Annotated in this window: 11 protein-coding genes; 5 read left to right on the forward strand and 6 right to left on the reverse strand. The window is 72.7% G+C overall.

Going from position 1 to position 11,973, the window contains the following annotated elements; translation table 11 throughout:
* The first annotated feature begins 54 nt into the window (after window positions 1–54).
* On the forward strand, window positions 55–801 hold the full coding sequence (locus tag QFZ64_RS19420) for a TetR/AcrR family transcriptional regulator (RefSeq protein WP_307067460.1): 747 nt from the start codon (window positions 55–57) through the stop codon (window positions 799–801).
* Window positions 802–915: 114 nt separating this feature from the next.
* On the opposite strand, the gene QFZ64_RS19425 is transcribed toward QFZ64_RS19420, so the two are convergent.
* Complete coding sequence (locus tag QFZ64_RS19425) at window positions 916–2,016, reverse strand: acyl-CoA desaturase (RefSeq protein WP_307067462.1); 1,101 nt, start codon at window positions 2,014–2,016, stop codon at window positions 916–918.
* A gap of 234 nt (window positions 2,017–2,250) precedes the next feature.
* Between QFZ64_RS19425 and argG the strand changes: the two genes are divergently transcribed.
* Entirely contained in the window at window positions 2,251–3,699 is a 1,449-nt protein-coding gene (gene argG, locus QFZ64_RS19430; RefSeq protein WP_307067464.1) for an argininosuccinate synthase, read from the forward strand.
* 433 nt (window positions 3,700–4,132) lie between these two features.
* Here argG and QFZ64_RS19435 read toward each other — a convergent pair whose 3' ends face one another.
* Together QFZ64_RS19435 and QFZ64_RS19440 are read right to left on the reverse strand one after the other, a co-directional pair.
* Complete coding sequence (locus tag QFZ64_RS19435; RefSeq protein ID WP_307067466.1) at window positions 4,133–5,815, reverse strand: bifunctional 3'-5' exonuclease/DNA polymerase; 1,683 nt, start codon at window positions 5,813–5,815, stop codon at window positions 4,133–4,135.
* 159 nt (window positions 5,816–5,974) lie between these two features.
* The gene (locus tag QFZ64_RS19440; protein WP_307067468.1) at window positions 5,975–6,721 is read right to left on the reverse strand and encodes a Clp protease N-terminal domain-containing protein; all 747 of its coding nucleotides are present in this window, start codon (window positions 6,719–6,721) and stop codon (window positions 5,975–5,977) included.
* Between the two features lie 91 nt (window positions 6,722–6,812).
* On the opposite strand from QFZ64_RS19440, the gene QFZ64_RS19445 reads away from it, so the two are divergent.
* The gene (locus QFZ64_RS19445; RefSeq protein ID WP_307067471.1) at window positions 6,813–7,979 is read left to right on the forward strand and encodes a DUF2786 domain-containing protein; all 1,167 of its coding nucleotides are present in this window, start codon (window positions 6,813–6,815) and stop codon (window positions 7,977–7,979) included.
* 75 nt (window positions 7,980–8,054) lie between these two features.
* Here the strand turns inward: QFZ64_RS19445 and QFZ64_RS19450 are convergent, their stop codons facing one another.
* Both QFZ64_RS19450 and QFZ64_RS19455 read right to left on the reverse strand, forming a co-directional pair.
* Complete coding sequence (locus tag QFZ64_RS19450; protein WP_307067472.1) at window positions 8,055–8,585, reverse strand: DUF4232 domain-containing protein; 531 nt, start codon at window positions 8,583–8,585, stop codon at window positions 8,055–8,057.
* Between the two features lie 136 nt (window positions 8,586–8,721).
* A complete protein-coding gene (locus tag QFZ64_RS19455; RefSeq protein WP_307071767.1) occupies window positions 8,722–9,231 on the reverse strand; it encodes a hypothetical protein in 510 nt (169 codons plus the stop codon).
* A 432-nt stretch (window positions 9,232–9,663) separates the two neighbouring features.
* On the opposite strand from QFZ64_RS19455, the gene QFZ64_RS19460 reads away from it, so the two are divergent.
* Window positions 9,664–9,921, forward strand: coding sequence for a DUF397 domain-containing protein (locus QFZ64_RS19460; protein WP_307067474.1), 258 nt, complete (start codon window positions 9,664–9,666; stop codon window positions 9,919–9,921).
* A gap of 247 nt (window positions 9,922–10,168) precedes the next feature.
* Here the strand turns inward: QFZ64_RS19460 and QFZ64_RS19465 are convergent, their stop codons facing one another.
* Window positions 10,169–10,681 carry an ATP-binding protein gene (locus QFZ64_RS19465; RefSeq protein WP_307067476.1) on the reverse strand — a complete coding sequence of 171 codons (513 nt, stop codon included), beginning with the start codon at window positions 10,679–10,681 and terminating at the stop codon, window positions 10,169–10,171.
* Between the two features lie 392 nt (window positions 10,682–11,073).
* Here QFZ64_RS19465 and QFZ64_RS19470 point away from each other — a divergent pair, with 392 nt between their 5' ends.
* Entirely contained in the window at window positions 11,074–11,898 is an 825-nt protein-coding gene (locus QFZ64_RS19470) for a helix-turn-helix transcriptional regulator (RefSeq protein ID WP_307071768.1), read from the forward strand.
* Window positions 11,899–11,973: the final 75 nt, after the last annotated feature.

Here is an 11,973-nt window from a genome sequence, read left to right on the forward strand (position 1 = left end):
AACAGCGTTCCTTGGTTCATGGAACACTGTTCGTGGGTTCGCTAGACTGCGCCCATGCCACCGACTCCGCAGGAACGGCGCGCGGCGCGACACCAGCTCGGCGCCGGCCCGGACACGCCAGGAGCCCGCCGGGGAGCGCCCGGCAGGCGCAAGAAGCCGATCACGGTCGACGCCATCGTCGACACCGCGTTCGGCATCGTGGAGCGGGAGGGCTACGAGGCCCTGACCATGCGAAGGGTGGCCGCCGCACTGGAGACGGGACCGTCCTCGCTCTACGCCCACGTGGTCAACAAGGAGGACCTGGACGAGCTGCTCATCGGCCGTCTCTGCGCCGGGATCGACCTCCCCGAACCCGACCCCGACGACTGGCGGCGCCGGCTCATCGACGTCTGCACCCAGCTCCGCGACCAGTACCTGCGCTACCCGGGCATCTCCCGGGCCGCCTTCGCCGCCGCCCCGTCCAACCTCGACACGCTCCGCGTCAGCGAGGGGATGCTGGCCCTGCTGCTCGCCGGGGGCATCGAGCCGCGGGCCGCCGCCTGGGCCCTCGACGCGCTCGTCCTCTACGTCAACGCGTACAGCCTCGAAGTCTCCATGGTGAACAGCAGGGTCGGCAGCGGCGACGGGCACTGGGTGGTCGGCCGTGACGAACTGATGCGCCGTTTCGCCGCGCTGCCCGACACGTTCCCGCACACCAAGCGGCACGCCGCCGAACTCACCGCCGGGACGGTGCCCGACCGCTTCGACTTCACCCTCGGTCTGATGATCGACGGACTCCGGGGCGCGCGGCAGGACACGTGAGCCGAGCGCCCGCGTCCGCGCGCCCGTCGGCGGGGCGTCCGCGCCCGCGTCCCCGGCGGCAGTGCGCCCGCTTCCCCGGCGGCGGGGCGCCGGCGCCGTCTTCCGGCTGTCCGGTCACTTCCTTCCGCGTTGCCGCCTGATCGGCTCGCCCACCCGGTGCAGATGGGTCAGCGCCTCGCGGTACGACTGGAGCAGACCCGTCTCGTGGTACGGGACGCCGATCTCGGCGCAGTACGCGCGGACGACAGTCCGCGCCCGGCGCAGGTGCGGCGTCGGCATGCTCGGGAACAGGTGGTGCTCGATCTGGTAGTTGAGACCGCCCAGCATCAGGTCGGTGAACCGCCCGCCGCGCACATTGCGCGAGGTCAGCACCTGGCGGCGCAGGAAGTCGGGGCGGTCGTCGCCGGTGAGCGTCGGCATGCCCTTGTGGTTGGGGGCGAAGACGCAGCCCAGGTAGATGCCGAACAGGCACTGGTTGACGGCGAGGAACGCCACCGCCCGCCCCGGCGACAGCACGAGGAAGAGGGCGGACAGGAGGGCCGTCAGGTGCAGCAGGAGCAGGGCGGCCTCCAGCGGCCGCCGCTTCATCGACGGCGAGCGCAGCGCGCGCAGGCTCGAGACGTGCAGGTTGAAGCCCTCCAGCGTCAGCAGCGGGAAGAACAGCAGCGCCTGGTGGCCGCCGACGAAGCGGGCCAGGCCCCGGCTGGAGCGGGCCTGGTCGGTGGACCACACCAGGATGTCCGGGGCGACGTCCGGGTCCAGCTCCTCATGGTTGGGGTTGGCGTGGTGGCGGGTGTGCTTGTTCATCCACCAGCCGTAGCTCATCCCGACGCCGAGGTTGCCGAACAGCCGGCCGCCGATCTCGCTCGGCCGACGGCGCCGGAAGATCTGCCGGTGCGCCAGGTCGTGGGCGACCAGCGCGATCTGGCCGAAGACGAAGGCCAGGAAGGCGGCGACGGTCAGTTGCCACCAGGTGTCGCCGAGCGCGAAGAAGGCGGTCCAGCCCGCCGCGAGGGCGGCGGTCACCAGGGTCAGGCGCGCGGTGTAGTAGCCGGGGCGCCGTTCCAGCAGGCCGGCCTCGGCGATGCGCCGGGAGAGGCGGGCGAAGTCACTGCCGGTGCCGGTGCCGGTGCTCGTGGTGGTGCCGGTGGCGGTGCCCGTTTCCGTGCTCAGGGGCGGACCGAGTGCGGGGCGGCTGTCCGTCGGAATCGTCATGCGGTCGAGTCTGTGGACCACCGGCCGGGTACGGCAGCCTGCTGGGCCCCGTCTCCGAGCAGTGCTGTCCCCCGGACGCGTGCGGGGGTTTTCACCACCCTCGCGCCTTTGACCAGGGGGAACGTGGGCCGGGAGGAGTCGGCGGGCGGGGCGCGGTTTCCCGTGCGTGCGTTTCGCCGCGCACGATGAGTGATCCGCGTTGCATGATAATGCGAAGCAGTGCATACTCTTGCTATGTCCAAGGTTCTCACCTCCCTGCCCACCGGCGAGCGCGTCGGTATCGCCTTCTCGGGCGGCCTCGACACGTCGGTCGCGGTCGCGTGGATGCGTGACAAGGGCGCAGTGCCCTGCACGTACACCGCCGACATCGGCCAGTACGACGAGCCCGACATCGCCTCGGTGCCCAGCCGTGCGACGTCGTACGGTGCGGAGATCGCGCGCCTGGTCGACTGCCGCGCCGCGCTGGTCGAGGAGGGCCTGGCCGCGCTCGCCTGCGGCGCGTTCCACATCCGCTCCGCCGGGCGCGCGTACTTCAACACCACGCCGCTCGGCCGCGCGGTCACCGGGACCCTGCTTGTCCGGGCGATGCTCGAGGACGACGTCCAGATCTGGGGCGACGGCTCGACCTTCAAGGGCAACGACATCGAGCGGTTCTACCGCTACGGTCTGCTCGCCAACCCGCACCTGCGCATCTACAAGCCCTGGCTCGACGCGGACTTCGTGACCGAGCTCGGCGGGCGCAAGGAGATGTCGGAGTGGCTGCTCGCGCACGGGCTGCCCTACCGCGACAGCACGGAGAAGGCGTACTCGACCGACGCCAACATCTGGGGCGCCACGCACGAGGCGAAGACGCTGGAGCACCTCGACACCGGCATCGAGACCGTGGACCCGATCATGGGCGTGCGGTTCTGGGACCCCGAGGTGGAGATCGCCGCCGAGGAGGTGACGGTCGGCTTCGACCAGGGCCGTCCGGTGACCGTCAACGGCAAGGAGTTCGCCTCCCCCGTCGACCTCGTCATGGAGGCCAACGCGATCGGCGGTCGGCACGGGCTCGGAATGTCCGACCAGATCGAGAACCGCGTCATCGAGGCCAAGAGCCGCGGCATCTACGAGGCGCCCGGCATGGCGCTGCTGCACATCGCCTACGAGCGGCTGGTCAACGCCATCCACAACGAGGACACGGTGGCCGCCTACCACAACGAGGGGCGGCGGCTCGGGCGGCTCATGTACGAGGGGCGGTGGCTGGACCCGCAGGCACTGATGGTGCGGGAGTCGCTGCAGCGGTGGGTCGGCGCGGCGGTCACCGGTGAGGTGACGCTGCGGCTGCGGCGCGGCGAGGACTACTCGGTCCTCGACACGCGGGGGCCGGCGCTCAGCTACCACCCGGACAAACTGTCCATGGAGCGGACCGAGGACTCGGCCTTCGGGCCGGTGGACCGGATCGGGCAGCTCACGATGCGGAACCTCGACATCGCGGATTCGCGGGCGCGGCTGGAGCAGTACGCGAGCATCGGGATGGTCGGGACGGAGCACCCGGCGCTGATCGGGGCGGCGCAGGCGGCCGCGACGGGGCTGATCGGGGCGATGCCGACGGGGGGCGCCGAGGCGATCGCCTCGCGGGGCGAGGTGTCGGAGGAGAGCGAGCTGCTGGACCGGGCGGCGATGGAGTCCGGTACGGACTGAGGGTGCGGCGGCGGGGGTTCCGCCCCCGCCGCTCCTACCCGGGGGATCCTCCGCATCTGCGCGCCTGGCCCGGGACCTTTCGTACCCGCGGCCCTGGCCCGGGGCTTCCCGTACCCGCGCGCCTGGCCCGGCACCTGCGCCCCCGGGCCCGGGGGCCCTCCGCACCCACGCGCCCGGCCCGGCACTCTCCGCGGTCGCGCCACACCCCCGGCCCGCCCCGGCCGACCTCAAGGGGCGCGGGGAACTGCGCGACCAGCCCCGTACCACCCGCACTCGCCGCGACGTACGGGAACTCCCCATCCCCTGCCGCGCCCGCGTAGGGCACCCGCACTCGCCGCGACGCACGGGAACTCCCCACCCCCTGCCGCGCCCGCGCAGGGCACCCGTACCCGCCGACGCACCGGGACCCGCCCCCGCCGCGCCGCGCAAGGAGTCATTTCGCCTCCGCGTAGCAGCCCACGACCGCCGTCGTGAAGGGCACCCGCACCGGTACGTCGCCGAAGGCCAGCCGCGTGGCGAGGTCGGACGCGCTCCGGAGCGCGTCCACCACCATGTCCGCCTCCTCCACAGGGCAGTGCACGATCACCTCGTCGTGCTGGAAGAACACCAGCTCCGCCTCCAGCCCGGCGCACGCGCGGCGGAGCGCGGCCAGGAGCAGCAGGGCCCAGTCCGCCGCGCTGCCCTGCACCACGAAGTTCCGCGCGAACCGGCCCCGCGCGCGGGCGTCGCCCGGAACCCCGCGGCTCCCGCCGACGGGGCCCTCCGGGCCCTCCTGGGGGATGCCGGCCTCCTCCGCGTCGTCGGCCGCGCCCGCCGCCGGGGGACACGTACGCCCGAGCCACGTCCGCACCAGCCGGCCCTCCTCGCCCGCGCGGGCCGCCTCGTCGACGTACGCCACGGCGCGGGGGAACCGGCGGCGCAGCGCGGCGAGGTTCTTCAGGCCGTCCCCCGAGGTCTGGCCGTAGATCGCGCCGAGGACGGCGAGCTTGGCCTGGCCGCGGTCGCCGGAGAACGCCCGTTCGGACACCGACTGGTACAGATCGTCCGTACGGGCGGCGACCTCCATCAGCCCGGTGTCGCGCGAGATCGCCGCCAGCACCCGCGGCTCCAGTTGCGCGGCGTCGGCCACGACCAGGCACTTGCCGGGGTCGGCGACCACCGCCCGCCGGATGACCTTGGGTATCTGCAGCGCACCGCCGCCATTGGTGACCCAGCGGCCGGTGACCGTGCCGCCCGCGTGGAACTCCGGACGGAACCGGCCGTCGCGCACCCAGTCCTGCAGCCAGGACCAGCCGTGCGCGACCCAGATGCGGTACAGCCGTTTGTACTCCAGCAGCGGCTGTACGGCGGGGTGGTCCACGGACCGGATCTCCCAGCGCCGGGTGGAACCGACCTTGATCCCCGCCTGCGCGAACGCCTTGACGACGTCGGCCGGCAGATCCGGCCGTACCCGGCGGCCGAACGCGGCCGACACCTCCTCCGCGAGCTCCGCCAGCCGCGTCGGCTCGCCCCCGCCGGGGTACCGCTCGCCGAGCAGTTCCCGCAGCACTTCGCGGTGGACGTCCGCACGCCAGGGCAGTCCGGCCGCGTTCATCTCGGCGGCGATCAGCATGCCGGCCGACTCGGAGGTGATCAGCAGCCGCATCCGGTCGGGGTGGGAGGTGGCGTCTGTCCGGCGCCGCTGCGCGGAGTACACCTCGGCGAGGTCCTCCAGGGACACCCGCTGCCGCGCGGGGTGCGCGTCGAAGAGGGAGGACTGGGTGCCGGGGTCGGCGGGGCGGGCCGGCGGATCCGGGGGTACGGCGGTTCCGCGCAGCCGGGCCAGCGCGGCGGCCGCGGACCGGGGTTCGCCCAGCCTGCCCTCGTGGCCGAGCAGGAGCGTCTCGGCGTCCTCCACGTCGTAGCACCGCTCCACCCGCACGCCGGCGGCGAGCAGCCGCGGATAGATCTCGGCGGTGGAGCGCCACACCCAGCGGGTGACCTCCGGGCGGCCGCGGACCGCCGCCACGAGGTCCGTCTCCTGCCGTACGGGCCCTGCGGGCAGCCCGTCCGGACCGAGGGGGGCGAGGCGCGCTCCGCCGTCCTCGGCCGGGACGAGTACCCAGTGGCCGGTCACGTTCCCGAGTGTCGCAGGGGGGTACGACAACGGCCTCGGCCTTCGTGCCGTGCGAGCCGGCCGCGGCGAGCGCTCTGACCTCCGGGAACGGGACCGGGGACGGAACACCTGGTCCGTCGTCCACCCCCGTCGTCCACCCCCGTCGTCCCACCCCGTCGTCTAGTCCGTCGTCGGCTCCGTCCTCGCCTTCGGCTCCGTCAGGGCGGCGAGCTGTTCGTTCACGTACGCCTCCGTCGCCGCCTTGGTCAGCCCCAGGCCGCTCAGGACACCCCCGCCGTTCTCGTGTTCGAGCAGGGCGAGCAGCAGGTGTTCGGTGCCGATGTGGTTGTGGCCCAGGCGCAGCGCTTCCCTGAACGTCAGTTCGAGGGCCTTCTTGGCGCTCGGGGCGTACGGGATCAGTTCCGGGACCTCGTCCGCCGCCGGGGGCAGTGCCTCCTTCGCGGCCTCGCGGACGGTGTCCAGGGTGACCCCCTGCGCCACGATCGCCTTCGCCGCCAGGGCCTCGGGCTCGCTGAGCAGGCCCAGGACCAGGTGTTCGGGGGTGCCTTCCGGGTTGCGGGCGGCCTTGGCCGCGTCGTGCGCGGCCATGACGGCGCTCCGCGCGCGGGGGGTGTAGCGGCTGAACCCCTGGCTGGGGTCGAGGTCCGCGCCCTCCTTGGGCACGAAGCGCTTCTGCGCCGCCTGCCGGGTGACACCCATGCATCGGCCGATGTCCGTCCAGGACGCGCCGGACCGTCGTGCCTGGTCCACGAAGTGGCCGATCAGGTGGTCGGCCACCTGGTCCAGGTGCTCGGCGGCGAGCATCGCGTCCTGGAGCTGGTCGAGTGCGTCGGGGTGCATCTTCTTGATGGCCTCGATCAGGTCGTCGAGGCGTACGGACCGTGTGCCTGGTGAGTTCGACGTCATGTGTCAACCGTAAGTTGACAGTAGCCGGGTGTCAACCTGAAGTTGACATCTGTCGGGGCTCGCTGTCGGACCCCCGTGTCACGATCGAGGGGTGAGTACGCCGACCACCGTCGGGCGCGCCTTCGAGGCCGCCCTCTACGCCGAGACGGACGCCGCCCTCGACACCGGCGCGTCCCTGCTGGCCGCCGACCCGGCGGCCGACGCCGAGCTGACCCGGCGCGGCGAGGAGTTCGTCGCCGCGGCCTGGCGGCGCGGGTGGCAGCCCGCCGATGTCGTCCGGTACGTCCGCCGGGAGCTGGACGAGACGCACGTACGGCTGGTGGCGGCGCTCATACGCGGCGAGGCGGGCCGGCGGCCGGCGCCCCACCCGCGCTGGGCCGCGCAGCTCGCCGAGGTGGCCGAAGCGGCCGGGCCGGACGGCTCCCCGCTCCCGCGCACCGACCGCTTCTCGCGGGCCACCGCCGTCCTGGAGCTGTACCGGCTGCTGCTCGGGCTGCCCGCCCTGGAGCCGCTGGATCCGCCGCGCAGGGCCGCCGTCTCCTCGTCGGACTCCCGGACGCTCGCCCGGATCCGCGCCCTGCTCGCCAAGGCCGAGGCGACCGGCTATCCGGAGGAGGCGGAGGCCCTCAGCGCCAAGGCGCAGGAGTTGATGGCCCGGCACAGCATCGACGAGGCCGTGCTCGCGGCCGGCGGCGGCACCGTGCGGGCGGGCGGCGCTGACGCGCCCGGGGCCTGCCGCATAGGGGTCGATCCGCCCTACGAGACGGCCAAGGCGGTCCTGCTGGACGCGGTCGCCGCCGCCAACCGCTGCCGCGCGGTGTGGCACGAGGAGTTCGGCTTCTCCACGGTCGTCGGCTTCGAGGCCGATCTGGAGGTGGTCGAGCTGCTGCACACTTCGCTGCTGGTCCAGGCCACGGCCGCCATGACCGCGGCGGAGGCGGCACAGCGCGCCGGCGGGCGGAAGCGTACGAAGACGTTCCGGCAGTCGTTCCTGGCCGCGTACGCGCACCGCATGGGCGACCGGCTCGCGGCCACCGCGCGGGAGCAGACGGCCGAGGCGGCGGGGGAGGGGGGACGGGAACGGGATCTGCTGCCGGTTCTCGCGGCCAGGGACGTGGCGGTGACGGAGCACCTGGAACGCCTGTTCCCGAAGACCGTCACGACCCGCCTGCGCGGTGTCTCCGACGAGGCCGGCTGGCACCAGGGCACGGCGGCGGCCGACCGGGCCCGGGTGGAGCGCCACCGCCCACTGCGCTGACGGCGCTCCGGACGGACCGAACCCCTGCCGCGGCCGTGCGGAAGGGGTCGGTGCGCGGCGGTCAGTGCACGGAGGTCAGTCCCCGGCCGTCTGGAAGGGGCTCACCGTGGCGTCCAGGCCCGCGCCCTTCTCGGCGACCACGCCGTACGTCCACTTCGCCGTCTTGCTGCCGGAGCCGCCCGGCAGGGCGATCCGCAGGGTGTCCGCGGCGCCCTTGCCGCCCGCCTCGCCCCGCACGTAGGTGAGGGTGAACGTCGCCGACTCGTCCTGGTGCAGGGTCAGCTTCGCGGGCTGCGCGGACTTGTCCCCGGCCACGGTCCACGAGGTGTCGCCGGCCAGCAGCCGGACCTCGGGGAAGCCGTCGAGCGTGCAGGCGTCGGCCTTGGTGTTGGTCAGGGTGACGGGGAGGTTGCCCGTGTCGCCGACGGCCGGGGCGGCGTTGGCCGGGCCGACCTCGACGCCCAGCCCGGCAAGGCCGCAGGCGGCGCCGTTCTTGCCACCGCTGTCGGAGCCGGTGTCGGAGTCGGTGTCACCGCCGCTGCCGCAGGCGGTCAGGGCGAGGGCCGCCGCGAGGGCGGTCACGGCGAGAGGAAAGGTGGCGCGCATGGGGTCCTTCGGCGTTCGTGACGGTGACACGGCAGTCGTGCCGGTGCGTCGGGACCACGATCATCACGCAGGCGTGAACGCCCCGCACGCGCGCCCCCGGCGTACGGGCGCCGCTACGAACCCGGCGGGCCCGACGTCACGAACCCGGCAGGCCCGACGTGGGGAAACCGCTGGGCGGTTTGGTGCCCTCGGACTTCTGGTACGTCTCCGTACCGGCGCCGCCCTTCCAGGTGATCCGCAGGGACTTGGCGGTCACGGAGTCCACCGTGCCGGTCGTCCGGTCGTCGCCGCCCTTGCCCTGGCAGTCGGTCAGGTGCACGGTCCAGGCGCCGGACACCTTGCCGGCCGTGCCGCTGCAGACGGTACCGCCGGTGGCGAACAGTCCGGCCTGCTTCCCGGTCACCACCAGGACGACAGCCTTGCCGCCGGCGGTGGTCAGCCAGCTGCCCTCCAGCTTTCCCGGCCTGCCGCCGGGGGAGGCGGTGGCGGAGCCGGTCGCGGTCGCGGCGGTGGAGGTGGCGGCGCCGGTGGCATCGGAGCCGCTGTCGCCCGAGCCCTCGTGGGTGCAGGCGGCGAGGGCGAGGGCGGCCGCGAGTGCCGCGGCCGCGGCCGTCGTGGTGCGGAGGGGAAAGGGCGCCGACGTCACGAGTGCCTCCAGGGGGTTGCCGGTGCCGATGCCGGCTTCGGGCGGCGTGGGCGGCAAGTTACCAGCCGGGGGTGGTGGGGTGGGTGGGGGCGTTGTGCGGGTTCGTCGTGGCTTGTCGCTCGGTGTGCCGCACCCGGCCGAGGGACGGACATCGGGACTCGGGCGGGAACGAGGACGGGATCACGCACGTCTTCTCTCACGTGGGCGGAAAACCGGCCAGTGATCGAGCGACGCCGCATGTGGGACGGGGTCTTGGGCAGACGGGTGAAGGGCGGTGGTCAGTCAAGGGACCGTAAAAGCTGTAACCGGGGGAACACCCCGCGTGCACGTGCATCTGCTCATGCATCCGCAGGTGAACGGGGCTATGATCCGGGGCAGTTGACCACTGCATCAATGGCCACATCAGCCAATGCACCACCCGGGGAGCGACCTGTGGACCACGACGTGTGCGACGTGGATGACGTGTACAACGGCATGGCCGCGACAGAGTTGTACGGAGTGGCCTGGCAGAAGAGCCGGCACAGCAACTCGCAGGGCTCCTGCGTCGAGTTCGCCAGGCTGCCCGGCGGTGACGTGGCCGTACGGAACTCGCGCTTTCCCGACGGGCCCGCGCTCGTCTACACCCGCGCGGAGATCGAGGCCATGCTGCTGGGTGTCAAGGACGGCGAGTTCGATCATCTGATCGCGTGACACGCGTCAAGCGGGAACGCGCGGGGCGCCGGCGCCCCGCCGCGAACGCGGTCGCGGACGCGAGTACGAATATGAACGCGGGTGCGGAAGCGAACGCGGGTGCGGGGCGACCGGGCTCCTGAGCCCCGCCGCCCGCACCCTCGGGCAATCCGCACCCTCCCGCAAGTGGCCCCGGGCTCAGCTCCCCGGGATCGGTCCAGCGGGATCGGTCCAGCGGGATCAGTGCAGCGGGACCGGTCCCGCTGGATCAGTCCCCCGGAGGCGTCAGGCGGAACATCGCCCACACGACCTTGCCGCCGAGTGTGCCGGCCAGTGGATGCCAGCCCCAGCCGTCGGCGAAGGACTCGACGAGGAGCAGTCCGCGTCCGCACTCCGCCGAGAAGTCGTCCGCAGCCTCCTCCGCGTCCCGCGCGACGGGGCTCTCCCGGCTGGGATCGCGCACCGCGCAGACCAGCCGCGTCGCCCACCGCATCAGGTGCAGCCGCACCGGAGCGGCCTGGTCGGCGCCGCCGGGCAGGTCCGCCGGAAGCGCGTGGCGCAGTGCGTTGGTGACGAGTTCGGAGACCACCAGGCACACGTCGTCGAAGAGGTCGCCCCGCTCCCACTGGTCGAGGGTCCGCCGGGTGAACCGGCGTGCCTCGCGCACCGCTTCGTACCGGGCGGGCAGGCCGCAGGAGGTGGCGGTGGACACGGCCGCGGGGTCCAGCGGCGGAAGTCCCTGCCGTAAGGGCTCGAGCATGGTCGATCCATTCGTCCCCATGCGAGGCACTCCCGGGTGTTCGCGGTCGTGGCGATGCAGCGGTGGCGCGGGACCATGGTTTCCGATGCGTACAGCAGATGCAAGGGCAGATGCACGTGCAGATGCCTGGAATGGACCCTCCCGTACCGCTTGTCACGCATTTCTTCCGTCACTTTCTTCCCCGCTGTTCCTCCCCCACGGCCCGTTCCGTGCCCTGAGAGGCCTTTCCGGTCGCCCCCACGCACCTCTTCCCTGCCCCTCCCGGCGCTCCGCGGGCCACCGCTTTCCATTTCTGTAATCGCACGAGTACTGCTGGTCGTGGTTTAGTGGCAGACTGCGCGTCCGAAAGACCGTTGGGGAGGGCTGACGAAGTGAGCGCTGGGGAGTCCACTAGCGGCTCGGTGGTGCGGCGCATGCTGCTGGGGTCACACCTCAGGCGTCTGCGGGAGTCGCGGGGTATCACGCGGGAAGCGGCCGGCTATTCGATCCGCGCCTCCGAATCGAAGATCAGCCGCATGGAGTTGGGTCGCGTGAGCTTCAAGACGCGGGACGTCGAGGACCTGTTGACGCTGTACGGCGTCGCCGACGAGGCGGAGCGCACCTCCCTGCTCTCCCTCGCGAAGGAGGCGAACGTCGCCGGGTGGTGGCACAGCTACTCGGACGTCCTGCCCAGCTGGTTCCCCACATACATCGGCCTGGAGGGCTCGGCCCACCTGATCCGCTCCTACGAGGTGCAGTTCGTGCACGGTCTGCTGCAGACCGAGGCGTACGCGCGGGCCGTGGTCACCCGCGGCATGCGCGGCGCCGCCGCGGCCGACATCGACCGCCGGGTGGCGCTGCGCCTGGAACGCCAGAAGTGCCTGGTCTCCGAGAAGGCCCCGGAGTTCCACATCGTCCTGGACGAGGCGGCACTGCGCCGGCCCTACGGCGACCGCGAGGTGATGCGCGATCAGCTCCAGCACCTCATCGACCTCTCCGAGCGCCCCAACGTACGGTTGCAGGTCATGCCGTTCGGTTTCGGCGGCCACTCCGGCGAGAGCGGCGCCTTCACCCTGCTCAGTTTCCCCGAGTCCGACCTCTCGGACGTCGTCTACCTGGAGCAGCTCACCAGCGCCCTGTACCTCGACAAGCCCGAGGACGTCGCCCAGTACGAGCAGGCGCTCAAGCAGCTCCAGCAGGACAGTCCCTCGCCCGAGGAGAGCCGCCACCTCCTGCGCGGACTGCTCCAGCTCTCCTGAACCCGCTCCCGGATCCTTCTCCAGAGCCCGCACCCGGGTCCCTCTCTCCCGGGTCCCTCTCTCCCGAGCCCGAGC

Source organism: Streptomyces sp. B3I8, assembly GCF_030816915.1.
GTDB lineage: Bacteria > Actinomycetota > Actinomycetes > Streptomycetales > Streptomycetaceae > Streptomyces.

Coding starts and splice junctions, on each gene's coding strand:
- QFZ64_RS19425 (WP_307067462.1), bottom strand. CDS start 2,016: ATGACGATTCCGACGGACAGCCGCCCCGCACTCGGTCCGCCCCTGAGC.
- QFZ64_RS19465 (WP_307067476.1), bottom strand. CDS start 10,681: ATGGGGACGAATGGATCGACCATGCTCGAGCCCTTACGGCAGGGACTT.
- QFZ64_RS19470 (WP_307071768.1), top strand. CDS start 11,074: ATGCTGCTGGGGTCACACCTCAGGCGTCTGCGGGAGTCGCGGGGTATC.
- argG (WP_307067464.1), top strand. CDS start 2,251: ATGTCCAAGGTTCTCACCTCCCTGCCCACCGGCGAGCGCGTCGGTATC.
- QFZ64_RS19420 (WP_307067460.1), top strand. CDS start 55: ATGCCACCGACTCCGCAGGAACGGCGCGCGGCGCGACACCAGCTCGGC.
- QFZ64_RS19450 (WP_307067472.1), bottom strand. CDS start 8,585: ATGCGCGCCACCTTTCCTCTCGCCGTGACCGCCCTCGCGGCGGCCCTC.
- QFZ64_RS19440 (WP_307067468.1), bottom strand. CDS start 6,721: ATGACGTCGAACTCACCAGGCACACGGTCCGTACGCCTCGACGACCTG.